The organism is Vibrio sp. 1CM7H, assembly GCF_023161645.1.
GTDB classification, from domain to species: domain Bacteria; phylum Pseudomonadota; class Gammaproteobacteria; order Enterobacterales; family Vibrionaceae; genus Vibrio; species Vibrio diabolicus.
Window position 1 is genome coordinate 830,059 of the sequence record NZ_JALNTV010000002.1, and the last position, 25,602, is coordinate 855,660.

Below are 25,602 nucleotides of genomic sequence, written 5' to 3' on the forward strand. Positions count from 1 at the left end.
GAGGAAGCTCACTTATGCGAGGTTCAGTTATTAAAAGGATGTATGCAGGCTTTGCTCTGATCATCATCCTATTTGCCGTCACAATTGCCATTATGATGGGAGGAATGAGTGATATTCACGGGAAGTTTGGCACCGTGTCTAAATCATCTCTACCACTGGTATCGTTATCTAACCAAACCAGTGTTGAACTGCTTTCTGCCGACAAATCGTTTAAAGATTTTCTGACGACAGAGAATAAACAACGCATGGATGAAATGCGTCAGGAATTTGCTAGATCTCAACAACGTTTCGAATCCACTTTGGGTCAACTGGAAACTGCGAGCCAAATCTATCCTTCTCTTGCCGAACCGTTTTCACAATTAAAAGCGTTAGAGCAGAGCTATTTTACTGAAGCTCTTGAAGCCATGGACAACTACGAAGCGATGTTCGCTGCGCAAGAAAAAGTGCAAAAATCGTCACGTCGCTTCCAAAAGCTGAATACCGAGTTGTCGGTCGGCCTTAAAGAATATGTGGCAGATCAAACTAGCATTTCTGTCAAAGTCATGGCGAAGAGTTACTTCATTAAGCTAAAAGATGCCGAAGTTATAACCTCTGATGCCCTCGCCAGCTCTGATCCTGAGTTTGTTACACAAGCCGTGACCAAAAACCGCAAAGCAGTGACTCATTTGAACTATGCTTTCCGTGGTTTAGTTACTCAATTACCTGAACTAAAAACAGCGTTTGGTGAGTCGGTAGAACAATTCACACGCGACGTGGGAATGCGTGGAGGTGTCTTAGACCAGCACAATAATTACCTCAATGCTCGTGCAGCGCTATACAACAACATCGCCAACCTAGCGAATAAAGTTGATTCAACCATGGCGATTCTTGAGCAATTTACGACAACCGCAACGGATAAACTTAATGAATCGTTAGCAGACGCTGGTGACATTTATTCTGCGGGTGTGACGAAAGCCATCATCATTGGCGTTGTCGTCGTGCTACTTGCCACAGCGATTGGCTACCACATCGCGCATAGCGTTCGCGAACCATTGACTCGTATTCTAAAAGTGCTTGAAAGCCTGACTGAAGGTGACATGACACAACGTATCGATATTCGCTATAACAACGAGTTCAGCCGAGTGAGTGGACACATTAACTCACTAGCCGACAGTCTTCACGAGATCTTAGTGAAACTCAACGAAGCGTCAGAGAACCTATCTTCGACCGCAGCAACAAACGAAAGCACGTCTTCGCAAGCGCAAAGCAAATTAAGCTCACAACGTGAGCAAACAGCAAACGTTGCGACCGCAATGACGGAAATGTCTCACTCAGTGCAAGAAGTCGCTCAAAGTGCACAAGGTTCACTAGAAATGGTGCAGCGTGTCGAATCTGCCTCTGAAGACGGCAGAAATGTCATGAGCAGCAATATCTCGACCATAAATCAACTGGAAACGCGTTTGAACGAATCCGTTTCCGCTGTCTCTGAATTGCAAAAAATGAGTGGTCAAATTGGTTCTATCCTCGATGTGATTCGCAACATTGCTGAACAAACTAACCTACTGGCATTGAATGCAGCAATTGAAGCGGCTCGCGCTGGCGAACAAGGTCGCGGCTTTGCGGTAGTGGCCGATGAGGTGCGTGTGCTTGCATCCAGAACCACTCAGTCCACCACTGAAATTGAATCGATGATCAGTAATCTGCAATCCAGCTCTCAGTCAGCAAATCACGTAATACAAAGCTGTATGAGCGATATGGAGATGTCTGTTGAGCAAGCATCAAAAGCGAACAGCTCAATGGAAGAGATTCAAGCGCTAATCATCGAAATCAGCCAAATGAGTACGCATATTTCGCAAGCGGCAGCAGAGCAAAGTGAAACCTCAGCAGACATTGCACGCAGTATTGAAGATATCAATAGTATCGCCGATGAAAGCTTCCAAGCTATGTCGAGCATCGCACAGACCAGTGAATCCCTGACTCACTTGGCTCATCAACAGAATGAATTGGTTCACCGCTTTAAGTTATAAATAATTTATAAATTTGAGCATTAATCAGTGCAATCAACTGTATAAGGGCGACTTTTTGTTAAGTCGCCCTTGTTTTTTATCAGCCATGTCTACATATGATTAATATGGCCAGCTCATCCCCTTGCACATCTCTTTTCGAGCGGCCTCATAAAAAGGAAAATCTATGGCTGTTCATGTTGGTATTATCGACCAAGACCCAGTGAGATTGGTCACTCCTCTATTAGATAATCGTACGCTAAGCACACATATCGTCTTCATCGGAGACAAGAGCCAGTTAGATATATTTGACCGACTGAGTGCCGTTTTAGAGCAACGAGACATTACTTCCGAATTTTTTGAAATCCCATCCGCCGTCAATACTTCGCTGATCAAACAAGCGATTCAAAAACTGGCAAAAGATCTCCATGAGCGCGGCGAAGATGTGAAATTGAACGCCAGTTGCGGTCTTCGTCATCGCTTATTGTCTGTGTACGAGGTTTTCCGTACCTATCGCTGGCCAATTTTTGTGGTTGAGCCAAGTAGCGATAAGCTTTGCTGGTTATACCCAGATGGCAAAGAAGATACTCAAGTCGAAGACCACATTACGATTGCTGACTACCTCACTATCTTCGGCGCACGCGGCGAGTTCCACCACGTTGATTTACCTCCTCTTCTTGATAAAAAACTGTATGAACTTGGTGAACGCTGGGCCTCAAATGCGCTTGAACTTGGTCCAGGCTTAGCGACTCTTAACTACCTTGCAACCACATGCCGCAAAGAGCAAAAACTTGATGTGGAGCTTTCTGAAAAGCAACAAGGCTACCGTGAGCTCAATATGCTGCTTTCGGACTTAGTGGAAGCGCAAATCGCCACTTATGAGAATGGCGTTCTAACGTTTGCTGATGAAGATGCACGCCGCTTTTCAAACGGTGAATGGTTAGAGACTCTGGTACACAGCACAGTCAAGCAAATTCAAGATACGATGCCGACGATTCAAGATCGCTCTTTGAATGTTCAGGTTTATCGCAAACTTGGTGAAAGTGAAGTACGCAATGAGTTGGATGTTGCAACAGTGGTAAACAACAAGCTCCACATCATTGAGTGTAAAACCAAAGGTATGCGAGATGACGGCGATGACACCTTGTACAAGCTAGAATCCCTCAGAGATCTGCTAGGTGGTTTACAAGCACGTGCAATGCTGGTGAGCTTCCGACCGCTTCGTCACAATGACATTACTCGTGCAGAAGATTTGGGGCTAGCTCTGATTGGCCCTGATGAGCTTAAAGACTTAAGAACGCACCTAACGGCTTGGTTTAAAGACGCAGGTGGCTCGGACGAGATCTAACATCAGCGATAAAAGCTAGAATTCAAAATGATCAAAAGCAGCGTTACAGGCTGCTTTTTTTATACCTAATTTTTAAGTGTGGGTTTAGATAGGTAGAAAAAAACCAGAGGCATGCCTCTGGTTTTTCCGTTTGTTTAAAATGCCAATTATCGCGGCTTACAGCATTTTACGCGCTGCTTCTACTACCACCTTAATTGAACGAGCTTCCGTCTCTTTCAGAGTTGAATGATCTGGAATCTCTTTTTGTGTACGGTTGATGATTACACCCGCCACACAACCTGCTTTTAGACCAGAGCTCGCACACATTGTTAGCAATGTTGCAGACTCCATCTCAAAGTTAAGTACGCCCATGTCTTGCCATTCTTGCATAGAACCTTGGAAACGCTTAACAACGCGACCAGAGAACGTGTCGTAGCGCTCTTGACCTGGGTAGAAAGTATCACTTGAAGCCGTCACACCCATGTGAACCGCAGCGCCAGACTCTTCTACTGCCGCTTTCATTGCAGTTGCTACTTCAAAGTCAGCAACTGCTGGGAATTCCATTGGCGCAAAGTGCAGGCTCGCACCGTCAAGGCGAACTGACCCCGTCGTTACGATCATGTCACCTACGTTTACATGCGGTTGAATTGCGCCAGTTGTACCAACACGTAGGAAAGTACGAACACCAAGCTGCGCGAGTTCCTCAACTGCGATAGAGGTAGAAGGGCCACCAATACCTGTAGAACAAACCACAACAGGTTTACCGTCTAATTCGGCACGGTATAGCGTGTATTCACGGTGACTTGCTAGAAATACTGGGTTTTCCATTTGTTCTGCGATTTTTTGAACGCGCGCTGGATCACCAGGAATGATGGCTAGAGTCGCACCATTAAGATCAGCTTCAGTAACACCTAAATGAAATACAGCTTGAGACATAAGTCGCTCCTTATTGTGGCTTATTTTATGAACAATAAGCTCATTAATCAGTTATTGGGTACAAATGCACTGTAGCGAACCTTTCACCAACATAGAGTGATCATAATCACAATGAGAAAATGTAATGAAACTATAATTTCATCCAAAACAAGCAATGATCACACTTTTAGAGAGTTTGGCTCATTTTGTTGCATAGCGATGCGTGATTTCAAAAACAAACTAGACATCTTATTGAATTTCGTCGATACGGTTAAAAAAGCCCGAGACACAAATGCCTCGGGCTTTTTATTAGCTAGTTAGGTAGGTCACTTGGCCTGCTTGGACTCAAAACGGAGCAATCTCAACGCATTTAACGTAACCAGTGCAGTTGCGCCGCTGTCGGCTAATACTGCCACCCATAGACCCGTAATGCCCAATAAACTTGTCACCAAGAAAACACCTTTCAAACCAAGCGCTAACGCAACATTCTGACGAATATTACTTAACGTCGCACGCGATAGTTCTATCATGGCAGGTAACTCAATCAGACGATTGTGCGTTAATGCCGCGTCGGCCGTTTCCAGCGCAACATCCGTACCGCCTCCCATCGCAATACCGATACTCGAAGCTTTCATCGCTGGCGCATCATTAATACCATCTCCCACCATTGCAACGGTGTGTTGCTGTGATAGTTTCTCGACGTAATGCACTTTATCTGCTGGTAATAAGCTTGCTTTATAATCCAAGCCTATTCTGGTCGCCATTGCTTCAGCACTTCTCGGGTTGTCACCGGTTAGCATCACCGACGTTATCCCAAGCTCCTTCAACGTAGCGATAGCTTCTTGGGCATCTGGGCGCAATGTATCTTGCCATGCGATCACGCCAATGACCTCGTAATCGTAACGCACAATAACAACCGTTTTACCTTGTTGTTCCAACGTCACCACTCGCTCTTCGGTTTCTTGAGAAAGTGGGAAATCGGCCTTAGAAGGCGTGACTACTTGGACTATTTTCCCATCGACGTAACCAGTGACACCAGAGCCCACTTGTGCGGTTTTATCTAGCGCTTCAGGAATAGGAAGCCCCTGCTTTTGCACTTTATTAACTAAAGAAACCGCTAGAGGGTGGCTTGAGCCAACTTCGATTGAGGCTGTCAGACTAAGTAACTTGTCTTCATCTACACCGAAAGCAAAGACGTCGGTCACCTGTGGTTTACCTTGCGTCAATGTACCGGTTTTATCAAATGCGACGGACTCAACCTTACCAAGCAACTCAAGCGCCGCACCACCTTTGATTAATGCCCCCCGCTTCGCCGCAGCCGCCAAGCCAGAAGTAATCGCTGCAGGCGTTGAAATAACCAACGCACACGGACAGGCGATCAGTAACAGGGCAAGTCCTCGATAAATCCACGTTTCCCATGGTTGAGCAAACAACAGTGGTGGCGTGACGATAACCATCAAGGACACCAACATCATCAGCGGCGTATACCAACGGCTGAATTTATCCAGAAAACGTTCTAATGGTGCCTTACGAGATTCTGCTTCTTCAATCAAATGGAGAATTCGGTCAATCGCATTCTCGCCTTGGCGAGAGGTCACCTGTAAACGAACGACTTTATCGACAACCACAGCCCCGGCCATCACTTTGCCACCCGTTTGGTGCTCAACGGGAACGGATTCTCCCGTTAACGCGCTTTCGTCAAAACTTGCAAGCGCATCTTGCAACACACCATCCGCTGGCAAACGACCACCGGGGGCAACTTCTATAATATCCCCCGGCTTAAGCTGAGCTGCAGGCACCTCTTTACGCTCACCATCAACAATTAAAATTGAATTTTCTGGGACTAAGTCCATTAGCGCTTGGACACCACTTCGAGCGCGGGATGATGCATATGCTTCTAACTTTTCACCAATAAGGAAAAGCAATAACACCATTGCCGCTTCAGCGGTTTCACCTAAATATAAAGCGCCGAGCGCTGCCACACTCATTAACGTTTCAATCGCAAAAGGCGTACCGCTACGCGCCAACTTGAACGCTTTGAGCGCAATTGGGTATAAACCCAGTAAACAGGTCAACGTGAATAACCAAGTGCTTATTTGAGGGTCGATCTTAGAAATTATTGCCGCGACAGCCATCGCACTAGCAATAGATAGAATTTGAATGTTGTCTTTTACTACCCCACGCCAGCCCTTCGTTGCGGTATTTGGTTTTGGAGCATCGAGTGAAGAAAGCGGAAAACCTGTTTGTTGGGCTGTATGCTCTATCGTAGAGGTCAGCTCGCGATCGTCAAAATCGACAACCAGTTTTTCTGTTGCAAACAAGACTTTTGCTTGGCTAACACCTTCCAAAGACGTAATAGCCTTCTCAAGCTTTTGTGCACATGAAGGGCAATCCATACCTGACACAAGCCACGAGTTTCGAATTGAGGAATCATTCTCCCTTGAGGGCTCTTCTTCCTCACCTGGGTCGGCGCTACAACTCCCTCCGCTGCAACATGAACTTTCAGACACTTCTACGCCAGCTTGAGAAATGTTGAGTGAAGATTTTACTGGTGCGCAGCACGACTCGCTCGCGCCAAGCGGCACCGCAGTTTTGATTTTGCTAGATTGGCAACCTTGATGTTTCGTACACATAATTTATTTTCCTTATTGGTGTAGGCTCTTTGCCTATGACTAAGGATAAACCTTAGAGCTAGCTCCAAGGTCAAGGTGATTTTTTAAAAACTCGTCGATTGAAAATAAAAAAGACGCCGAAGCGTCTTTCTAAATGACTTATTTAAAATCAAGCACCTATGATATTTGATCAAAAAGGTTAAACTGGATGCTTAAAACACTCATTTAAAGTCATCCCGATGGCGCGCAGCACATCTCGCCTAGTGATAACGCCAACCAATTTACCTTTACCGTCAACCACTGGATACATTTTTGGCTTACCAATCTTCATCATGTCAGCCAACTCAATCACTGACATGTCTGGAGAAACAGATAAAACATCGTCATGCATACACTCTTGAACGGTATGCGTGTCTTGGCAGTGATAACTCGCTTTCACCAATTTATCTAACAAGTCTTGTTCTGATAAGAATCCAACTACCTTTTCATTCTCATCAATGACGGGGCCTCCTAATGTGACGCTTTGCATGACTTTATTCAAAGCAGCCGAAAGTGACATATCTTTAGTGAAGGTCACCGCTTGCAACGTCATGTAATCTTTTACTTTTAATGAATGCATTCTTATCTCCTTAAGGGCATTTTATTGCGGCCTTTAGATAAGTGTCGCCTAATTTCCTGAATTTACTAAATGGAAATGAGTAATTTTATTTATAGGTGCAGCCTATTGATCTGAATCAAAATTAAGTCATCATCGGCATTCACTGTTGTTTAATTGAGTACAACTTGCAAATGGGCTCATTTTTAACAGGTGGTAAATACAACAAAGCCAGTCAAATTGACTGGCTTCATTATTGGCGCATAGTTACATTAACAATGATGTCGACGCATATTGTCTAAAATAATACCGGTTGCCATTGCGACATTCAGCGACTCAGCACCACCAAATGCCGGAATCGTGATCTTATTTGTCACGAGCTTCGCAGCTTCTTCACGTACGCCGTGGGACTCGCTGCCCATCAACAAAATACCTTCAGCAGCGAATTCCGTTTTATGAACGCTCTCCCCTTCCAGAAACGCGCCATAAACTGGCAAGTTGGCTTCCTCTAAGTAACTTGGCAAATCCACCAGACTCACTTGTACGCGCCCAAAACTGCCCATGGTCGCGCTGATCGTCTTAGGATTATACGGATCAGCACAATCTGTACTCGCAATAATTTGCTTGATGCCATACCAGTCTGCGACACGAATAATCGTTCCTAGATTACCTGGGTCAGATACACCATCTAGCGCAATCATCAAGTCTTTTGCTTGAGGCACTTTTACACTCGGGATTTCAACCACTGCAATGGCCGCGTTATTGCTCACGAGAGTGCTCGCTTTGGTGAGGTCGTCAAGCGATGCTTCAATGCAATCAAAACCACTTAGCGCACTAGCGTTTTGTTCGAGAAATGCCTCGGTTGCGAAGACATGCTTCACCTTTAATGAACTGCTTGCCAGCTCTAAAACGTTCTTTTCACCCTGAACTAGGAATAAGCCATGCGCTTTACGCTGTTTCTTTTGACCTAAAGCACGAAGCAGTTTTAATTGGTTTTTTGAAATCATTAAAGTATCCCAGGTGAAAATGGTTATTCGGCGAATGTACTCGAAACAATCTTCACGACAGTTCGGTATCAAGCGCGTGAGATTATAAATTATACTTAAATAACCTCAAGAAACTTGATTCATCAGAAGACTTTGAAGAGCAAACGCAGTAAAAGAGGGTTCAAAAACGAAAAAAGCCCTGCGATATACGCAGGGCTTTTAAAGGGTGGGACCCCAGCCACATCCCGGCACACAAGTCACCCGCTGCGGCTGCTTCCTTCCGGACCTGACCGAGTTCACGAGCTATTGTTGCGAGAGGACCAGAGCCCCATAATTCTTTTCGAGAGGACTTGCCTCAATCGATGGGGCGATTATTCAGTATCAGCCCTCATAATGCAAGAGCAAAAACCTTGAATTTCGTCATTTCATTACCGTTTGGACAAAACTCGATCAATTCATTCCTCTATGATTGAGCCACGTAACGATGCGAAGAAGGATAGCGGCGTGTTGACTGCTTACTTGAATACATATCTTCATCAGCTAAATGCATGGCTTGCTCTAAGCTCATGTGCTGTTCTCTTTTTGCAGAGACACCGATAGAGATACCCACAGACTCTAACTCACTACACAGTTTGCCTTTTACATCAATTCTGCTGAGCTCTTTCATTGCCCTATTTAATTCTGCTTGAGTCGGGTAGCCCAACAAGATGAACTCATCTCCCCCTATCCGGTAACTTTTCCCTGACCATACATAATGAATTTTTAGCGCCAATAATTGCAACACCTCATCACCAGCACGGTGACCGTACGTATCATTGATTCGTTTGAAGTGGTTAATATCTAAGTAAAGTATGGATAGCTCTTTGTTTACGCCTTTTCGATGTTTTACTTGCAACGCGCGGCGATTTCTTAACCCCGTTAAATTGTCGGTATTCGATTGACGGTAAAGATAAAGCGAAACGCAAATCGCAAACAACAATACAAAGACAAACACAGCCTGTGTTTGCGTCGCCAGCCGAACCTCATATTCAAGCGCGGTACGCCAATCTGGGCGCAGGTCGTACTGGGCAATGATCTTATCAACTTCCAACATCGCTATCGCTCGACTGAAAAAAGGAGCAAGCATGGCACCTTTCTCGTTCGCCACCAATCCAACAGAAAGTTGTGACTGGTAAAACTCACCAATCGCCGTGTCCTGCTCTATCGGAACCAACTCGCTCAGACGTAAAAAGTGGTTGAGCATCGCGATATCCATCGGAATGTAATCGACCTCTTCATTCAATAAACCCTGAATGAGTTCTTGTTGGTTACGATAACGTTTCAGCTCTTTTAGCGGTAAAAGTTGCGTCATCATTTGGTCGAAAAAGTCGTCCTCAACCACGCCAATCCGCTCAGAGATCAACTGTGACACATGAGAGTAAGTGTTCGGCTTGTAACCTAAACGCTTGACCATAACGGATGCTGGTGAGTAATGGGGCTTGGGAAAGTAACTAAATTCATGTCGCTCGCGACTGACCGTTAACGGCGCTAAAATTTCAAAATTCCCCTGCATAAACTCATGATACATGGAACCCCAACTTTCATTTGGCTCACTAATGATCACGCAGTTTAATGCCAAGATCTCACAGCTTCTCAGGACGACATCTGCCGTCATCCCTTCGATACTGCCGTCTTCGTTGTAAACAACATATGGAAAGATAGATTCGAGCTTGATCCGTATAGGCTCACTAAAATCGAGAGGTAATAAGCGAATAGATTCTCGCAATGCCGCTCGCCTTAATTCAAATTGATACTGGGAGATCTCTTCACGAAGTTGCTTTTGCACTCCTTCCCCATGAATAAACGTAGCGAACGTATCCAACTCTTCGAGGTGATGATCTTTTTTACTGATGATCGATACTGGCTTTATCGAAATCTGATCATTCAACATCTTAGCGTCAAAGCCCTCCAGCAGCATCGGCTTAAGCTGATTGATGGCATCGACTACGCCTTCAACAACGCCTGATCTCAGTAACGTTACCGCTTGCTCATGACCTTGATAAGAGACCTGTTTTAGCTCCGGGTAGTATTGTTTGAGTAATTCGGCATAAACCGTATCTTTAGGGACGCCAACTCGTGAAATGTCACTCAACGTCGAGTCTTTTAAACCAAAAAGGTAGGTATATTCGATATTAGTTGGACGGGAGTAACTAAAGCGTTGAGCACGCTCTTCTGTGTAAGTGATATTCGCAGCAAAGTCCGCTTCCCCATTCGCGACGGAATTTAGAATGGCATCAAAGCTGGAATAGTTCACATATTGAACGGTAAAGCCGAACTCTTTCGATGCAGCATTAAAAAGAACACGGGTGACGACATCATCCGCTTCTGTCGCAACTTTATAATGAGCAATTAAAGGTGATTCAGCTTTTACATTCAAACTCAGTAGGCAACAAGTAAAAAGCAACAGTGTTCGAGCAAAGGTAGTCATGACAAACTTATCTTAAATCAACCACTTATATTGTGGTTATTATTATTGGAAGTTTAGTAAATATGAAATGAAGAACATATACTAATCTTCATTTTGTTCCACAACCAATTCGATAGTCTGCCGCACGTGTCACTTTTTACCTGACGAAATACTCATAATTCTGCCTGTTCATCGCTGCTACGTAAGATATAGTCCGTCATCCAAGCCGTTCCTAACAAACAGATCCAAACAACAAAAACAGGGTTTGGTACATCTGTAGTCGGACTTACCACTAAGGCAGCAAAGCCAACGGTCGGTAACGTCCAGCACAATAGTTTACTCCAACGAATGGAGTGTTTAAGCTTCGCGAGGGTTTCCATTGAAGCCAGCATTCCTGTCACGCTCAATGCCACAAGAACGGCATATGGCAAGCCAGCAATCCATAATGGGAACAACAACAGCATCGGCCACCAGCTATGCTTATTGGATGGGGTCCAATGTACAGCAGACCACCACATCGCCATGACCGAGACAGTTTGAACCACTGTAACCCAAGCGGATCCATCCAGTTTCCCACCTTGTTGCGTGACCATAATACCGACTTGTAGAGTAAGTACGATTAGGCCTGCGGTGAGCAGGACGCCCAACGAACTTCTACGAGAGAACACTACCATTAAAAGTGGGAAAAGGATCAAAATACCAATCGATAGCGCGATTGGCTGCATTGAGAGCGTAGCGCCAAAAGCCATCATTGCGCCCAGCAATACCAAGCCTGCAAACCCGCCTTGTGGCAAGATCCACAACGCCGGGATCATGAGTGCAAGAACGGGAATATCTCCCTCGCTCAAACTCATCGCTCGAACGCACACCACTGCGAGTAAAGTCGTAATGAAAAATTGAAGTGTCGATAAAATCATAGCGCCTCCTGGCTTCCCCACCTACTTGGTAACTCAACGGCAAAAACTGGGATTAAAAGTCGTTGAGAGGGTCTAGATTCAAGCTTAGCTTGTGTTTGTTTTATGCTTTTTAACGCTCATTAACATACGGCACGACTGAAGAGAAAATATGATCAACAAAAGTCAATCGCGGGCAATATAAACGTTAAGAACCGTTAGCAATATACAAGTCCGATGGTTTACCATTCCTTAGTAATCCACAATAGACACTTTTGAGTATGGACCAATTTTTAGCGCAAATCTTTGCTGTAATTCACCAAATTCCAAAAGGAAAAGTCTCCACCTACGGGGAAATCGCAAAAATGGCAGGTTACCCGGGCTACGCAAGACATGTTGGTAAGGCGCTTGGTAATTTGCCAGAGGACAGCAAACTCCCGTGGTTTAGAGTGATAAATAGTCAAGGAAAAATATCCTTAAAAGGCAGTAATTTAGAACGACAAACAAAGAAATTAGAAGCCGAAGGAATTGAAGTATCTGAGATTGGAAAAATTTCGCTAAGAAAATACAAATGGCAGCCTTAGGCTGCCATTTTTTGTTCGCTAAGTTTGATATTAACGCGTACCAACTAGACGAATATCCAACTGGTGAGTTTGTGCTTCATCTGTGATTACACCGTTATGTGTATCGCTGATAAAACGCAATTTACCATCCACTTCAATACGCGCACGAACGCTGTAACGATGGTTTGGTTTGATTTCATTGTTATCGTAGTTCAGCTCAAAAGAAAGAGGTACTTGTTTACCTTCCGTTTCGAATGTCTGTTTTGCTAGTACTTTTGCTGGCGCGTCAGCCAAAGACACATCTTCTAACGCGACGGTAACCACTGCGCTTGGCGGCAGAGCAATACGCTCGCGGTAAGCCACTGTACCTGTAATCGTCTTCATTGACGCCTCTGCAGATTCCATTTCTGTATTTTGAGAAGTTTGGCAACCCACTAACGCAGCCCCAAAGAGTAAAGAAGTAACAAGCAGTAGTGTTTTTTTCATATCTTCCTCGAAAAGAGTATTAAACCGGAGCAATTATAGGTGTGGAATATAAAACTGTCTGCTTCCTGCCAGTTTATTTGACAATAGTTTGACTGAGTTAGAATTTATCAAACAATTGATTTTGTTTCATAATCGGAACAATACTATTTCTAAGTTACTCAATAGTTCTTAACTATGGCACTTCACAAGAGTGAGACTGTTGAGGTAAGTTGGAGTGAAAGACAACGGTGAGGAGACACAATGAGTAAACCATTACGAGAATTGCTCAGCCTACTACAACTCGAAAAATTAGAAGAAGGCTTGTTTCGTGGCCAAAGTGAAAACCTAGGTTTGCCTCAAGTGTATGGCGGCCAAGTGATTGGGCAAGCGCTTTCTGCTGCGCGCTACACCGTTGAAGAAACACGCGCGGTGCACTCCTTCCATAGCTATTTTTTGTACCCTGGTGATCCAGAAAAGCCCATCATTTATGATGTAGAAAACCTAAGGGATGGCCGTAGCTTCAGCACCAGACGCGTTAAGGCGATTCAAAATGGACGCCCTATTTTCTACCTAACGGCGTCTTACCATGGCGATCAACCTGGGTTTGATCATCAAAAGGAGATGCCAGACATTCCTGGCCCAGAAAACTTCGCTTCTGAGAGTGAGCTTGCTAGCCATATAGCCGAATTCCTGCCAGAGCGACTACGCAAAACATTTTGTGGTGAAAAGCCAATTGAAACCCGTCCTGTTACGGTCATCAACCCCCTAAAACCCAAAAAAGCAGAGCCTAAACAGTATCTTTGGATTCGTGCCAATGGTGAAATGCCAGAGAACCTGCTTATTCATCAGTACCTGTTGGCCTACGCATCAGATTGGGGATTCCTCGTGACAGCAATGCACCCACATGAAGTGTCATTAATGACGCCAAACTTCCAAGTTGCCACCATTGACCATTCAATCTGGTTCCATCGTCCCTTCAAGATGGATGAGTGGCTTTTGTACGCAATAGAAAGCCCAACGGCGAGTAATACTCGAGGCTTAGTGCGTGGCGAAATTTATAACCAGCAAGGTCATTTGGTAGCGACTGCCGTACAAGAAGGAGTCATGCGCTATACCAAGTAACCGCTAAACCTTAAACGACAAAAGGAGTGCTCAGCACTCCTTTTTAGTGGGTATCAAACGATGATTAATTCGGTTGATACTTCATAGTAATGACCGACCATTCGTAAAGTGATTTCGGGTAACCGTATTCGCTTTTCCCGTAAACGACATTTGGGTCAGCATAGAATCCACCTTTATCCGTTACTAAAAATTCACGCACCCCACGACGGTAAGTAATGATTGGTGCAGCCAACTCATACTCTATGTCTTCCAAATTAGAATCATCAATCACTAAGAACCGAGTCATACGGATAGTGCTACCGCTGGTGCAATACCCTGGATCATCATAACTAATTGCATTAAAAGGCTTAAGGTCATCAGCAAATAGCTCTGATGTACATCCATCGAATCGAGCAACATGCACCCATGCAGCCTTTTCTTGTCTTTGGTCATCGCTACCAACTGGCTTAAACATAAATAGCACAACCTTACCTTTACCGTGTTTTTGCAGCTCGTCATCCGTCGGTTCACGTACCGAACGCGAACCCAAGATACCAAATTCACTCTCTTCTAAATTGGCAAACTGTGGGGCACTAAGCGTGCTCACAATGACGGTTTGTTCGCTATTAAGTTGTGTGTATTTATCTGCAACACCCGACTCTGCCAAATCGACACTAACCGTGACTTTTGTTCTTGGTAACGCTTTGTAATCTCGCGATTCACTCTCAGAGATATCTAGCGCAATAGAATGGTATTGAGAATAATTGGTTAGCGTCAACTCAGAATTCGCATTGTCTAACGTAGCAAGATCTTTGCTCACAGTATCGCCAAATGAGTAAGTGCGAGTACCGACCGTTCTACCGAAATCTAAGTCAATTGCCTTGAAAGGCGTAAACTCAACGGTTTGAAGTTTCGTGGTAAGACCGGGATGATCCGCTTTATTAATGGTGCCGTTAACCAATACGGTTTTAGTTGTATAGTTACGTGCAGTTAACGTCACTTCTAATTGGTACTCGCCTGCGTGCAAAATCTTCAAACGCCCCGTTTCAGAAGAGACTAACTCAACCACAGGATCTTTTTGGTTAATAAGACGATAGCTGGCTTTCGCCTCTCCTCCACTCATCACTGGTGAGATAATAGTACCCGCTGAAAAGTCTACCGTTGGATAAGCAATCGATACAGGGTTTGTGCCCTGTTTGATCGTGACAGAGAAACTGCTTTCACCCGGAGTAAATTTATCGTCCCCCGCATCCGATACAACAACTCTTGTGCTGCCAGCATTGAGGATGCGCATCTCGCCCGTTTTGCTGTCTAGGGAAACCACATCCGTTGCTGCATTTTCTGCAAATCGATACGAAACTTCGCCAACCGTACCAGAGATGGTCGGTTTTTGAACATAAGGCTGGCTGGTTTTCCAAGTCTCTTCCACTTCGGATTGCACATCAATCCGACTCGGCGCACTCAGAATATTAACGTACACTTTCTGATCTGGACCCGCAGTATAATTCGCGCTCTCCTGTCTGCGAACTGTTAACGTCGCTTTACCCGCTTTGTAAACATAGGCACGTCCATCCGCAGTAACCTCTATAACATCTGTAGCAGTGTTATCAACGAGTTCTACATGATCGTTACTTGTACTTAAACCAAAGTCACGACGAAGATCAAAGCTATAGTCTTTGCTATACACCATTTCATAATCTTGAGTCACCATGGCTTGTCCCGCAGCTTTCGCTACTTTGATGACTACATTAAACTGAATTGGTTGATATAAATCCCCACCATCATCTTCAAACTTAAGACTATATTCACCAGCCGTCTCTACTTCTAATTTGCCATCGGTCATTCTTAAACCGTCCGGTAAACTACCGACTAGGCTTACGTTGCCTTTTTGTCCTGAAAATGCCAAAGGAATTGAGAGGCTAGGCTGATAAATAAGCGACATTTCAATGTCGTTCATCACTGGATGAGGCGCGCGATTAACTTCAACATTGAAGCGAGCTTTGCTTGCAGGATAATTACGCATTTCATGCTCGTAGATTTCAACTTCAGCCGTACCTACACCTTTGATCAGCAGTGCTTCACTGCTCATAGATTTAGCGATAACATCTGTGCCGCTAATAATTCGCAGTGAATAGTCGCCGCGAGCGTTCGTCACCTTAGGGAAAATTCGGCCACCTTCCTCATAAGTTTTCACAACATCCGCTACGCTGATTGCTTCGCGTTGACCTTGTTTTACATCCACAACAAATTGCGCCGTTTGCTGCTTATCTAGAAAGGCATCGCTGTAAGTTGCTGTCGCTTCAACGGTTAACTGCCCAACATTATGAACAAGGAGCACACCTGACTCAGGGTTGAGTAACTCGGCAACTTTGTTGTCTGGTTCGCTGCGAATAATTTTGTATGTGATGCTTTGCGTTTGAGCTTTATCTAAACGTGCAGGTTCTAACGTCAGCCCTTTTCTATATTCGTCTTCCAGCAAGGCGAATTGAAGTTGCCCGGATGCTACTCCATGAAGCTTCACCGTCGCGCGAACTTGCTTCGGCAGATAAAGCTCGTTACCTGAGTCAGTAATCAGTACCGACGCCTGACCAATTGAGCCTAATGAATATACCGAACCGTTCTGATCAACCCGAATCAAGTTATGACCACTTTCTACTTCATAACTCAATTCACCTTTTTGGCCACGAACGGCCAGCGCTTTCCCTTCAGATTCGATTGCATTGAAGTTTAGATCACTAACCGAAAGGTCTGTGTTAATACCTCGTTCCACAGTGATAGAAAATCGTGCTTCAGAGGATTCATAAGCAGAACTGCTATCCGTAGCCAGAATTGTTGCCGTTCCTGGACGCAAAATTTGTAGCATTCCAGAGTCATTAACTTTCACAACATTTAGCGGATTAGAGTCAATGACTTGATAAGACACCGAGCCATGTACATTGCTCAATTTTGCCTCTGTAACGGTTCCCACGCCCTCAAACTTCAATACCGTGTCTTCAGCTTTTAACTGTGGACGACTCTGCTTTGTTATCGTAGTTGGTGTCTTTGTATTGTTCGTTTTAGAGTCACCTCCACCACCACAACCAGCGAGTAAAGCCGCAAGAAAAAGCAAATAATATTTTCTGTTCATTTTTAGAAACACTTTGTCACAAATAAGTGCTAGCGATAATAATACGATGTTTTATTAATCACTATATCCATTTTTGAGTACTTTATTACTTAAGTATTTGCTACTGTATTACGCATAAAAATAAATGTTCAGAAGTGGTGACTAAAATACACAAAACAACACAAAGCAAACGTTTAAATCAAACTAATTAATTAATTTAGTAAAAATGAATATTCAATAAAAATAAAACACGAAAAATAAAGAGAAAAAATTGCGTTATTTTTTCATGCGTTTTGCTGTATCAGTGCTTGATGGAGGATAAAAAACAAACAGTTAATGCGGAAATAGAAGAGAGAATAAATATCGTTTATATTTATTCCAACCCAGTAAAAAGTAACGTAGTTAGAATAACCCTGCTACCTGTTAACATTTAAAATGCTAACAGATAGAGTAACCATTAAATAAAATTCGTATAAAGCTATTTAGTTGAGAAGTGGTAACTCAGTCGTATATTTAATGGATTCCATAGCAAATGTTGAAGTCACATTAGACAGCCCCTTTACACTATTAACTAAGCGCTTATAAAACTCGTCAAAACACTTCATATCTTTGACTAGCACTTTCATCATGTAGTCATACTCGCCGGCCATACGATAAAACTCCATCACCTCAGGGAAATCACTCACTGTTGTAACAAAGTGGTGATACCAATCTTCGGAGTGATCGATGGTTTTTAGCTGAACAAAAGCGATAAAAGACAGGTCGAGTTTTTCTGCACTCAGTAACGCCACGCGCTTTTCGATGTAGCCTTCTTCTTCCAACCTTTTCAAACGCTTCCAACATGGCGTCGTTGTCAGATTTACCTGCTCTGCTAACTCATTTAATGACAAGGTGCTGTCGGTTTGTAACAACGCAAGCAGCTGCTTATCGACTCGATCCAAAATCATCCTATAAAACCCACAAAATGTAGAAAATTTTTCTATCAAAACATTCATTACCAGCAACTATAGCAAAGTTTTTCTCTCATATTATAGGTAAATTATTCCCATCTAATGCTTATCTATCGATTTCCAAGGAGAGACGCCATGTGTACTGACCACAACTGGATCAACAATGCAGTGCGTAAAATTGAAGCAGACTTTCAACGTTCTGCTGATACTCATTTATTTAAACTCGAACTGCCTTCTCTTGATGGTATCGATATCTACCTAAAAGATGAGAGCACGCACCCAACAGGCTCTCTGAAACACCGATTGGCACGCTCGTTGTTTCTTTATGCGATTTGTAACGGATGGATTGGTCCTGAAACCACAGTGATTGAAGCGTCCTCAGGCAGCACTGCCGTTTCAGAAGCGTATTTTGCTCGCTTGCTTGGCTTACCGTTCATTGCTGTTATGCCGAAAACCACCGCACGTAAAAAGATTGAACAAATTGAGTTTTACGGTGGTAAAGCGCATCTTGTAGAGCGCTCAGATCAGATTTATGACGAGTCTCGACGTTTGGCTCAAGAGTTAAATGGCCACTACATGGATCAGTTTACTTATGCTGAACGTGCGACTGACTGGCGCGGCAACAACAACATTGCGAACTCTATCTTTAGCCAAATGGAACTAGAAGATCACCCAATTCCTAATTGGGTAGTAATGAGCCCAGGAACTGGTGGCACGTCTGCAACCATTGGCCGTTTTATTCGTTACCAAAAATACGACACCAAACTTTGTGTCGTAGACCCTGAAAACTCGGTGTTTTACGACGCTTTCCAGTCAGGTAATCACTCATTAAAAGGTGAGACCGGCAGCAAAATTGAAGGCATCGGTCGACCACGTGTCGAGCCAAGCTTTATTGCAGGTGTTATTGACGAGATGCGCAAAATTCCAGACGCTGCCAGTGTGGCAACTGCACATTGGGTTTCTCAACTGATTGGGCGTAAAGTAGGCGCATCAACGGGGACGAACCTCTACGGTGTGCTTCAACTGGCCTGCGAAATGAAACAACGCGGTGAAACAGGCTCTATCGTGACACTTTTATGTGACTCTGGTGAGCGTTACTTAGATACGTATTACGACTTAGCATGGGTAAAAGAGAACATCGGTGATATTCAACCTTACCTCGCGCAACTTGAAGTCATTCAAGCGAAAGGCTGTGTCGAACCTGCATGTTGCGGTCCAATTACCGCTTAATATGTAAATTCGAATGTAAAAAAACAGCCCGCTGATGTGCGAGCTGTTTTTTGGAAATGAGTATTACTTTTTCTGACGCGCTTCAAACGCCGCCAATTGTTCTGGCGTTGCCGCTGGCTGATGATTTTGTTTCCATTCATCGTAAGTCATGCCGTAAACACGTTCGCGAGCGTCATCAATATCTAAATCCACACCGAGATTTTCCGCTTCAGCTTTGTACCATTTGCTAAAGCAGTTGCGACAGAAGCCCGCAAGAATCATGAGGTCGATGTTCTGCACGTCTTTATTCGCGTCTAAATGCGCCAATAAACGACGAAATGTCGCCGCGTCTAACTTATCTTGTTCTTCTTGAGTCAGGTTTTTATATTTGAATTCAGCCACTTTCCTTTCCTTCTCTCTTATTTGATTGACGTTAGTCACCATACCGAATAGTAAGTTCTCCAACCTAGGAAGTCTGCTTTAGCGCAACAATTCCCAGTCTAAATGACTACCTTTGCGTAAAAGCTGATATGATAAACGCCATCTATCTTATTGATTAAATTAATATTAACACAACTCATTACAACGGTCTTTTACAAAGGTTATCGTCAAGTTATGAAAAACGCCATTCTATTATTGTCTGCCTTGACCATCAGTGTGCCGACTTTTGCTGCTCAAGAACAAACTCATCAATCTTATTTTTATCTGGGTACTGGTAACGTCGGTTTTGATACACCCTATTTTGGCTCAGACAGAGACAATGAGTGGTCCACACCACATATCACTGTTGGTTGGGGCTATCATGTTAATCAATACCTTGCGTTTGAAGGTGTGCTTCGCTATTCCCAAAACGAACTTAAGAACGACAAACTGAAAACAGATTTGGATTTGCACTATTACCAAGCGGGTATGTCAGCTGTATTGACCAGTGATAACCTTGGCGATACGCCACTTTCTTTGTTTGGCCGCGTGACCGCGTTAGGGACTCAGGCAGAAATGTACGTTCCAAACCAACAAAAAGTCACCGATGATTCAGGAGCACTATTCAATATCGGTGCTGGTGTCCATTGGGATATGAGCAAAGACATCTGGTTGCGCGCAGAGTACATCTATAATGTCGCAGATATGGGCTTTGAAGATTTTTACGACAGCTACGAAGGTGTGCAAGTTAGCTTAGGGAAACGCTTCTAACATTAGGTAGCACCAAGTTACCAGAATTGAAATACAAACAAGCCGAGGTTTTTACCTCGGCTTGTTTTACAATCTACGGAGTGTCATCAGTTACTGAGCGGAGAACTTTTCTGTTGTCTCTTGATTCACATGGCTACTTGGTTGCCCGGCATCGAGAGAGTGTAAAATGCCATCTTGACGATCTTTTAGTGCATTCGTTAACGTCGGAAGTGCAGTGGTCGCTAACAACGCCATAACACCCGCAACTAAAACCATTTCTACCATGTAACTACCACGTACTTTTTTCAAGAGAACACCTCAAATAATAATAGGTATATGCTGCTTTCCCGGCATGACACCTAACAAGACCCGACATTCAGTCAATACGATGAGCGAGTCCTGTGCCCCTCGAAGAAGCGGCGAAATAATAAACAAAAATAATCATTAGATCTATAAGTAATCACTCTCAATATAAAAAAACACCGAACAACTTTTGTTCGGTGTTTTCAATCAAAGCTTTACGTACAGCGGCTAAGGATGAGCAATACGGCCTTTTGTATCGTGGCTGAGTGCTTTGTTCAATTCTGCTTCTACATGACCTGGCGCCTGTGTTTTCGCCGAAATCAATCGGTACATAGCCGGGATGACAAATAAGGTCACCAATGTTGCAAATCCCATCCCGAAAAAGATCACGGTACCCACAGCAATACGACTCTCATAACCTGCCCCTGTCGAAACGATCAGTGGGATGGCACCAGCAAGCGTGGTAAATGCTGTCATCAAGATCGGGCGTAGACGTCGCGCAGCTGCATCAATAACCGCTTTTTCGAATTCAACACCACGGTCTCGCAACTGGTTGGCAAATTCGACAATCAAAATGCCGTTTTTCGTCACCATGCCGATCAACATGATCATGCCAATCTGGCTGTAAATGTTCATGCCTTGCCCCATCACAACCAAGCCAAGGAAGCCACCAAATACGCCCATCGGCACCGTAAACATCACCACTAACGGGTTCACGAAGCTTTCAAACTGAGCCGCCAACACGAGATACGCCACAAGCAATGCCAACGCAAACACGACAGCAACACTCGCTTGGTTCTCTTTAAAGTCTTTTGACTCGCCAGAATAACTCACCGAGATGTCACCTGGTAAGTTGTCTATCGCTTGTTGATCAAGGTAATTCAGCGCGTCTCCTAATGTGTAGCCTTCTGACAAGTTGGCTGTAATAGTGATGGATTTCTGTTTGTTGTAGTGAGATAGACGAATAGAAGCTGCCACTTCTTCAATTTTAGTGACCGCGTCTAACGTCACTAACTGCCCACTATTGGTTCGCAGATAAATCTGGCTTAAATCCGCAGCATTATTAAAGCTGTTTTCATCACCACGAAGATACACATCATACTCTTCGCCACGCTCAACATAAGTCGTTTCACTTTTACCACCAAGCATGATTTCTAGCGTATCAGAAATGTCTTTGACACTGACCCCTAGTTCTGCGGCACGCTGTCTGTCGACCGTAACCAATAGCTCTGGCGTTTTCTCTGAGTAATCGATCTCAGCGCCTTCCATCATTGGCGATTCTTCTGCTTTGTTTTTCAACATGTCAGCCCAGACGAGGAGTTCATCGTAATCAGAGCCACCTAACACAAACTGAACAGGCTCACTCGAACCACCTTGGAAACCAGGCATGAATGGGAACACTCGAACATCAGGTATACCAGCCAGTGCACCACGCACTTTGTTAAGCGCTTCCTGAGCTGTTACATCTCGCTCGTTCCAGTCTTCTAGAATCATGATAACAAAGCCGGTTTGATCGCCTGCCTGTCCACCAAATGCAGGCGTTTGGATACTAAACGACTTCAGATACCCTTGTCCGAGTAATGGCATCAATCGGTCTTCAACAATGTCCATATTGGCTGACATACGATTGTATGACGTGGCATCAGCCCCGCGTACAAACGCAAACATCACGCCGCGATCTTCTTGAGGGGTCAACTGGGCTGGCACTTGGTTCATCAAGAAGTAACTGCCGCCCAAACACGCCAAAATCACCAGCGGTGCAGCCCAACGCATTTTCAATGCGCCTTTCAATAATGAGCGGTAACCACTCTCAAGTTTACTAAATAGGCGATCGACCACTTGATTAAATCGATTTGGTTTTACGTTCGCCTTCAAAATCTGACTACCCAATACAGGAGTTAATGTCAGGGCGATCAAAGACGAGAAAATCACAGACATCGCCAACAAGACAGAAAACTCAGTAAATAGCAGACCTACCATGCCATCCATAAAAGAAATCGGCAGGAATACCATCACCAGCACTAGCGTTGTCGCGATAACGGCAAAGCCTACTTCCCGCGTGCCTTTATAGGCCGCAAGCAAAGGCGATTCACCACGTTCGATATGGTGGAAGATGTTTTCAACAACCACAATCGCGTCATCCACTACCAAGCCGATAGACAGGATCAACGCCATCAAGGTGATTAAGTTGATAGAAAAGCCAAAGTAATAAGCGGCAATGAACGAAGAAATCAGCGATACCGGAACCGTAACAGCTGGGATCAAGGTTGCACGAGCTTGACCAATGAAGATGTACAACACCAAAATGACCAAACCGCCCGTAATAAATAGCGTGCTATATACCTCTTCTATCGAGCGCTCGATAAACACCGTCGCATCGTAGTCGATAGCAAGCCGCGTTCCTTCCGGCAAGAACTTCTGGATGTTATCAACTTCAGCTCGAACTAATTTTGCTACTTCTAACGGGTTCGCATCAGACTGAGGAACAACCCCCAAACTAACATTGACAACGCCATCGCTTTTAAAGGTCGAGTTTTCGTTTTCTGCACCGATAAAAACATCAGCGACATCTTTCAAATAGATAGGCGTGTTGTCGCTTGCTCTTTTAATCACGAGGTACTGAAAATCTTCCGGCGTGTTATAGCTACGCGCTGTCCGTACCGACATGACTGTCGAGTCATTGCGAACTTCACCACCCGGACTTTCTAAGTTTTCACTTCGCAGTGCCGATGTAATGTCCGAAGCCGTGACTGAGCGCCCCGCCATCAGCTCTGGCTTAAGCTTCACGTACATCACCTTGTACAAACCACCAGAGAGATCAATGGAGCTCACCCCAGAGATCAAGCTAAAGCGATCCATCAATACACGTTCGGCATAATCCGTCAATTGAGTGCGGTCCATCTCTGCAGAGCTGAGGTTAATATAGAGGGAGGCCTGACCTGAACCGTTATTCTTGTAGACAATTGGATCGTCCGCTTCATCAGGTAGCGAACGTTGAGCGCGAGCCACCGCATCGCGAACATCACTAACACCCGTATTGAGATCGTAGCCTAGCTCAAAAGTGATCGTAATACGCGAACTGCTGTTTCGCGTCGTCGAACTGATCTCATCGATTCCGCTGATGCCTGAAAGCTGATCTTCTAATACAGACGTAATTTGACTCTCGATGATCGTCGCGGAAGCGCCCTCGTAACGCGTACTAATGGAAACGACCGGACTTTCAATGTCCGGCATTTCTCGCACCGCTAGTTTCGTAAAGGATACAAAGCCAAATACACACAGCAGCATACTCAATACCAACGCTGCGACTGGGCGTTTTACAGAAACGTCAGAAAGTAACATTAGTTTGCTTCCTTAGCCGCTTCGTCTTGCGTGCTTTGAACACCTTGATTACCAGTTGCGTTAGCTGTTTTTGACTTTCCTGGTGCGACAATTTCCTTAACTTCAACACCATCTCGCATATTAACGATGCCCTGTACAACAATTTTGTCGCCAACTTCAACGCCTGATTCAATAACGACTTCGTTATCGACACGAGCACCGAGAATGACTTCTTGTCGAGTCGCTTTATTGTTGCCATCGATGACGTATACGTAACGCTTGGTGCCAGAGTATTCTAGTGCTTGAACCGGGATAATTGGCGCTTCAATCGCAGGGAAGGCCAATGATGCATTCATTAACATGCCCGGCTTTAAGAGGTTTTCAGGGTTTTCAAACTCAATACGTACACGCAGGTTCAGCGTTTCTGAGCTAATCCGCGTATCAATGCCTGTGACTTGACCAGTAAACGTCTGTTCACCCCATGCACTGGTTTTGGCAATGACTTCCATACCAATAGAAAGCATCGATAAATAGCGCTCCGGTACTTGTAAATCCAGCTCCATGACGGAAAGGTCATCCAAGGTCAACAGCTCTGTACCCGCGCTAACCATTTTACCGCGACTAAAGTCAATGAAACCAACAGTGCCAGAGAATGGAGCCGTAATATGAAGATCGGCCAAATTTGCTTGAGCGGCGTCCAGCCTTGCTTGTGCGATTTCAACACTTGCTTTTTGTGCGTCGATCTCAGTTTGGGTTATAGCATTTCGCTTAACCAAACGTTGAAACTCTTTTAGCTTACGTTGTTCATCTTTAAGGTACGCCTTTGCCTCAATCAAAGCAGCTTGAGCCTTATCATCATCCAACTTGATTAACAGCTGACCTTGTTGGACATTTTGATTCGCTTTAACAGCGATTTGATTCACTTTGCCGGCGACTTCCGATGCAACAACCACAGACTCCGCCGCTTCTAATTTACCGATAAGCGATAAGGATTGATTGATCTCGTGCGTTTCTACTTGTTCAGTTACGACGGTAACTGCTGAGCCTCGCATAGCTGCGAAAGCTGATGGAGAACTCATTAATATAGAAAGCGTTAAAACAGATAACGATAACGTGGCTTTCATGCTCATGATATTGACTTCTAAACGAATAAACTTATGTCATTAAACTGCTTACATTTTATCAGTAGATACGTGGTTTAACGTCAAGTAGTGTAAATTCAAGTAAAAAGAGCGTTTCTCTTCTGTTCAAAGGACGCACAAAACGCTGACTTTCTACCATCTTTGCCCAAAAAGACAGCATTCAACGTAAAAACGCAAGAAAAACGCTTTACAGCCTGAGCGAGTTTGCTATGATTCGCTCCGCACTTGGGAGATGAGTTGGGAAAACATCTTGCTAAGTATAAAAATCCTCTGGAGGGGTTCCCGAGTGGCCAAAGGGAGCAGACTGTAAATCTGCCGGCACTGCCTTCGATGGTTCGAATCCGTCCCCCTCCACCATATTCTTTCTTGTGTTTTTCCTTTAAACATAAGAACAACTTGAAAGCTAGGTTGGGAAACTATCTTTTAAGTATAAAACACCCTGGAGGGGTTCCCGAGTGGCCAAAGGGAGCAGACTGTAAATCTGCCGGCACTGCCTTCGATGGTTCGAATCCGTCC

Annotated in this window: 19 protein-coding genes, 2 tRNA genes and 1 other RNA gene; 8 read left to right on the top strand and 14 right to left on the bottom strand. The window is 44.4% G+C overall.

Annotation, left to right across the window (positions count from 1 at the left end):
- Window positions 1-14: 14 nt before the first annotated feature.
- Both MSG33_RS12010 and MSG33_RS12015 read left to right on the top strand, forming a co-directional pair.
- The gene (locus MSG33_RS12010) at window positions 15-2,006 is read left to right on the top strand and encodes a methyl-accepting chemotaxis protein (RefSeq protein WP_248381178.1); all 1,992 of its coding nucleotides are present in this window, start codon (window positions 15-17) and stop codon (window positions 2,004-2,006) included.
- A gap of 163 nt (window positions 2,007-2,169) precedes the next feature.
- Complete coding sequence (locus MSG33_RS12015; protein WP_005390608.1) at window positions 2,170-3,330, top strand: DUF1887 family protein; 1,161 nt, start codon at window positions 2,170-2,172, stop codon at window positions 3,328-3,330.
- 156 nt (window positions 3,331-3,486) lie between these two features.
- On the opposite strand, the gene udp is transcribed toward MSG33_RS12015, so the two are convergent.
- From udp to MSG33_RS12050, 7 genes are all read right to left on the bottom strand, one after another.
- Window positions 3,487-4,245: a uridine phosphorylase gene (gene udp, locus MSG33_RS12020; protein WP_012842006.1), complete on the bottom strand. Its 759-nt coding sequence runs from the start codon at window positions 4,243-4,245 to the stop codon at window positions 3,487-3,489.
- A gap of 305 nt (window positions 4,246-4,550) precedes the next feature.
- Window positions 4,551-6,857, bottom strand: a complete 2,307-nt coding sequence (locus MSG33_RS12025) for a zinc/cadmium/mercury/lead-transporting ATPase (protein WP_248381179.1) — start codon at window positions 6,855-6,857, stop codon at window positions 4,551-4,553.
- A 178-nt stretch (window positions 6,858-7,035) separates the two neighbouring features.
- The gene (locus MSG33_RS12030; RefSeq protein WP_005390603.1) at window positions 7,036-7,455 is read right to left on the bottom strand and encodes a CBS domain-containing protein; all 420 of its coding nucleotides are present in this window, start codon (window positions 7,453-7,455) and stop codon (window positions 7,036-7,038) included.
- A 248-nt stretch (window positions 7,456-7,703) separates the two neighbouring features.
- Window positions 7,704-8,438: an RNA methyltransferase gene (locus tag MSG33_RS12035; protein ID WP_248381180.1), complete on the bottom strand. Its 735-nt coding sequence runs from the start codon at window positions 8,436-8,438 to the stop codon at window positions 7,704-7,706.
- A gap of 208 nt (window positions 8,439-8,646) precedes the next feature.
- An RNA gene (ffs, locus tag MSG33_RS12040) (signal recognition particle sRNA small type) lies at window positions 8,647-8,743 on the bottom strand.
- Window positions 8,744-8,880: 137 nt separating this feature from the next.
- Complete coding sequence (locus MSG33_RS12045) at window positions 8,881-10,884, bottom strand: GGDEF domain-containing protein (RefSeq protein WP_248381181.1); 2,004 nt, start codon at window positions 10,882-10,884, stop codon at window positions 8,881-8,883.
- Window positions 10,885-11,036: 152 nt separating this feature from the next.
- Window positions 11,037-11,780 carry a hypothetical protein gene (locus MSG33_RS12050; protein WP_005390598.1) on the bottom strand — a complete coding sequence of 248 codons (744 nt, stop codon included), beginning with the start codon at window positions 11,778-11,780 and terminating at the stop codon, window positions 11,037-11,039.
- Window positions 11,781-12,037: 257 nt separating this feature from the next.
- Here MSG33_RS12050 and MSG33_RS12055 point away from each other — a divergent pair, with 257 nt between their 5' ends.
- Window positions 12,038-12,340 (top strand): DNA base-flipping protein, encoded by a 303-nt coding sequence (locus MSG33_RS12055; RefSeq protein ID WP_005390592.1) that lies wholly within the window; start codon window positions 12,038-12,040, stop codon window positions 12,338-12,340.
- A gap of 30 nt (window positions 12,341-12,370) precedes the next feature.
- Here MSG33_RS12055 and MSG33_RS12060 read toward each other — a convergent pair whose 3' ends face one another.
- Complete coding sequence (locus tag MSG33_RS12060; RefSeq protein WP_248381182.1) at window positions 12,371-12,805, bottom strand: YbaY family lipoprotein; 435 nt, start codon at window positions 12,803-12,805, stop codon at window positions 12,371-12,373.
- Window positions 12,806-13,045: 240 nt separating this feature from the next.
- Between MSG33_RS12060 and tesB the strand changes: the two genes are divergently transcribed.
- Window positions 13,046-13,906 (top strand): acyl-CoA thioesterase II, encoded by an 861-nt coding sequence (gene tesB / locus MSG33_RS12065; RefSeq protein WP_005390581.1) that lies wholly within the window; start codon window positions 13,046-13,048, stop codon window positions 13,904-13,906.
- Window positions 13,907-13,970: 64 nt separating this feature from the next.
- Here tesB and MSG33_RS12070 read toward each other — a convergent pair whose 3' ends face one another.
- Together MSG33_RS12070 and MSG33_RS12075 are read right to left on the bottom strand one after the other, a co-directional pair.
- A complete protein-coding gene (locus MSG33_RS12070) occupies window positions 13,971-17,012 on the bottom strand; it encodes a cadherin repeat domain-containing protein (RefSeq protein WP_248381183.1) in 3,042 nt (1,013 codons plus the stop codon).
- A 461-nt stretch (window positions 17,013-17,473) separates the two neighbouring features.
- Window positions 17,474-17,938 carry an Lrp/AsnC family transcriptional regulator gene (locus MSG33_RS12075; protein ID WP_053807138.1) on the bottom strand — a complete coding sequence of 155 codons (465 nt, stop codon included), beginning with the start codon at window positions 17,936-17,938 and terminating at the stop codon, window positions 17,474-17,476.
- Between the two features lie 138 nt (window positions 17,939-18,076).
- On the opposite strand from MSG33_RS12075, the gene MSG33_RS12080 reads away from it, so the two are divergent.
- Complete coding sequence (locus MSG33_RS12080) at window positions 18,077-19,171, top strand: PLP-dependent cysteine synthase family protein (protein ID WP_005390576.1); 1,095 nt, start codon at window positions 18,077-18,079, stop codon at window positions 19,169-19,171.
- A 63-nt stretch (window positions 19,172-19,234) separates the two neighbouring features.
- Here MSG33_RS12080 and MSG33_RS12085 read toward each other — a convergent pair whose 3' ends face one another.
- Window positions 19,235-19,552 (bottom strand): DUF1244 domain-containing protein, encoded by a 318-nt coding sequence (locus tag MSG33_RS12085; protein ID WP_005390574.1) that lies wholly within the window; start codon window positions 19,550-19,552, stop codon window positions 19,235-19,237.
- 213 nt (window positions 19,553-19,765) lie between these two features.
- Between MSG33_RS12085 and MSG33_RS12090 the strand changes: the two genes are divergently transcribed.
- The gene (locus MSG33_RS12090; RefSeq protein WP_012842010.1) at window positions 19,766-20,341 is read left to right on the top strand and encodes a porin family protein; all 576 of its coding nucleotides are present in this window, start codon (window positions 19,766-19,768) and stop codon (window positions 20,339-20,341) included.
- A gap of 90 nt (window positions 20,342-20,431) precedes the next feature.
- Here the strand turns inward: MSG33_RS12090 and MSG33_RS12095 are convergent, their stop codons facing one another.
- The 3 genes from MSG33_RS12095 to MSG33_RS12105 all read right to left on the bottom strand — a co-directional run bounded on the left by MSG33_RS12095 (window position 20,432) and on the right by MSG33_RS12105 (window position 25,074).
- Window positions 20,432-20,629: a type II secretion system protein gene (locus MSG33_RS12095; protein WP_005390570.1), complete on the bottom strand. Its 198-nt coding sequence runs from the start codon at window positions 20,627-20,629 to the stop codon at window positions 20,432-20,434.
- 222 nt (window positions 20,630-20,851) lie between these two features.
- Window positions 20,852-23,965 carry a multidrug efflux RND transporter permease subunit gene (gene vmeF, locus MSG33_RS12100; RefSeq protein ID WP_248381184.1) on the bottom strand — a complete coding sequence of 1,038 codons (3,114 nt, stop codon included), beginning with the start codon at window positions 23,963-23,965 and terminating at the stop codon, window positions 20,852-20,854.
- Window positions 23,965-25,074 (bottom strand): efflux RND transporter periplasmic adaptor subunit, encoded by a 1,110-nt coding sequence (locus tag MSG33_RS12105; RefSeq protein WP_104971436.1) that lies wholly within the window; start codon window positions 25,072-25,074, stop codon window positions 23,965-23,967. Before MSG33_RS12105 ends, vmeF begins: the two co-directional genes overlap by 1 nt.
- Before the next feature lie 284 nt (window positions 25,075-25,358).
- On the opposite strand from MSG33_RS12105, the gene MSG33_RS12110 reads away from it, so the two are divergent.
- Both MSG33_RS12110 and MSG33_RS12115 read left to right on the top strand, forming a co-directional pair.
- Window positions 25,359-25,443, top strand: a tRNA-Tyr gene (locus MSG33_RS12110).
- A 92-nt stretch (window positions 25,444-25,535) separates the two neighbouring features.
- Window positions 25,536-25,602 (top strand) — tRNA-Tyr (locus tag MSG33_RS12115).

Excerpts from the sequence above, each read along its gene's own strand:
- MSG33_RS12080 (WP_005390576.1), top strand. The coding sequence starts at position 18,077 with ATGTGTACTGACCACAACTGGATCAACAATGCAGTGCGTAAAATTGAA.
- MSG33_RS12055 (WP_005390592.1), top strand. The coding sequence starts at position 12,038 with ATGGACCAATTTTTAGCGCAAATCTTTGCTGTAATTCACCAAATTCCA.
- MSG33_RS12090 (WP_012842010.1), top strand. The coding sequence starts at position 19,766 with ATGAAAAACGCCATTCTATTATTGTCTGCCTTGACCATCAGTGTGCCG.
- udp (WP_012842006.1), bottom strand. The coding sequence starts at position 4,245 with ATGTCTCAAGCTGTATTTCATTTAGGTGTTACTGAAGCTGATCTTAAT.
- MSG33_RS12025 (WP_248381179.1), bottom strand. The coding sequence starts at position 6,857 with ATGTGTACGAAACATCAAGGTTGCCAATCTAGCAAAATCAAAACTGCG.
- MSG33_RS12035 (WP_248381180.1), bottom strand. The coding sequence starts at position 8,438 with ATGATTTCAAAAAACCAATTAAAACTGCTTCGTGCTTTAGGTCAAAAG.
- tesB (WP_005390581.1), top strand. The coding sequence starts at position 13,046 with ATGAGTAAACCATTACGAGAATTGCTCAGCCTACTACAACTCGAAAAA.
- MSG33_RS12045 (WP_248381181.1), bottom strand. The coding sequence starts at position 10,884 with ATGACTACCTTTGCTCGAACACTGTTGCTTTTTACTTGTTGCCTACTG.
- MSG33_RS12070 (WP_248381183.1), bottom strand. The coding sequence starts at position 17,012 with ATGAACAGAAAATATTATTTGCTTTTTCTTGCGGCTTTACTCGCTGGT.
- MSG33_RS12050 (WP_005390598.1), bottom strand. The coding sequence starts at position 11,780 with ATGATTTTATCGACACTTCAATTTTTCATTACGACTTTACTCGCAGTG.
- MSG33_RS12015 (WP_005390608.1), top strand. The coding sequence starts at position 2,170 with ATGGCTGTTCATGTTGGTATTATCGACCAAGACCCAGTGAGATTGGTC.
- vmeF (WP_248381184.1), bottom strand. The coding sequence starts at position 23,965 with ATGTTACTTTCTGACGTTTCTGTAAAACGCCCAGTCGCAGCGTTGGTA.
- MSG33_RS12030 (WP_005390603.1), bottom strand. The coding sequence starts at position 7,455 with ATGCATTCATTAAAAGTAAAAGATTACATGACGTTGCAAGCGGTGACC.
- MSG33_RS12075 (WP_053807138.1), bottom strand. The coding sequence starts at position 17,938 with ATGATTTTGGATCGAGTCGATAAGCAGCTGCTTGCGTTGTTACAAACC.
- MSG33_RS12010 (WP_248381178.1), top strand. The coding sequence starts at position 15 with ATGCGAGGTTCAGTTATTAAAAGGATGTATGCAGGCTTTGCTCTGATC.
- MSG33_RS12105 (WP_104971436.1), bottom strand. The coding sequence starts at position 25,074 with ATGAGCATGAAAGCCACGTTATCGTTATCTGTTTTAACGCTTTCTATA.
- MSG33_RS12060 (WP_248381182.1), bottom strand. The coding sequence starts at position 12,805 with ATGAAAAAAACACTACTGCTTGTTACTTCTTTACTCTTTGGGGCTGCG.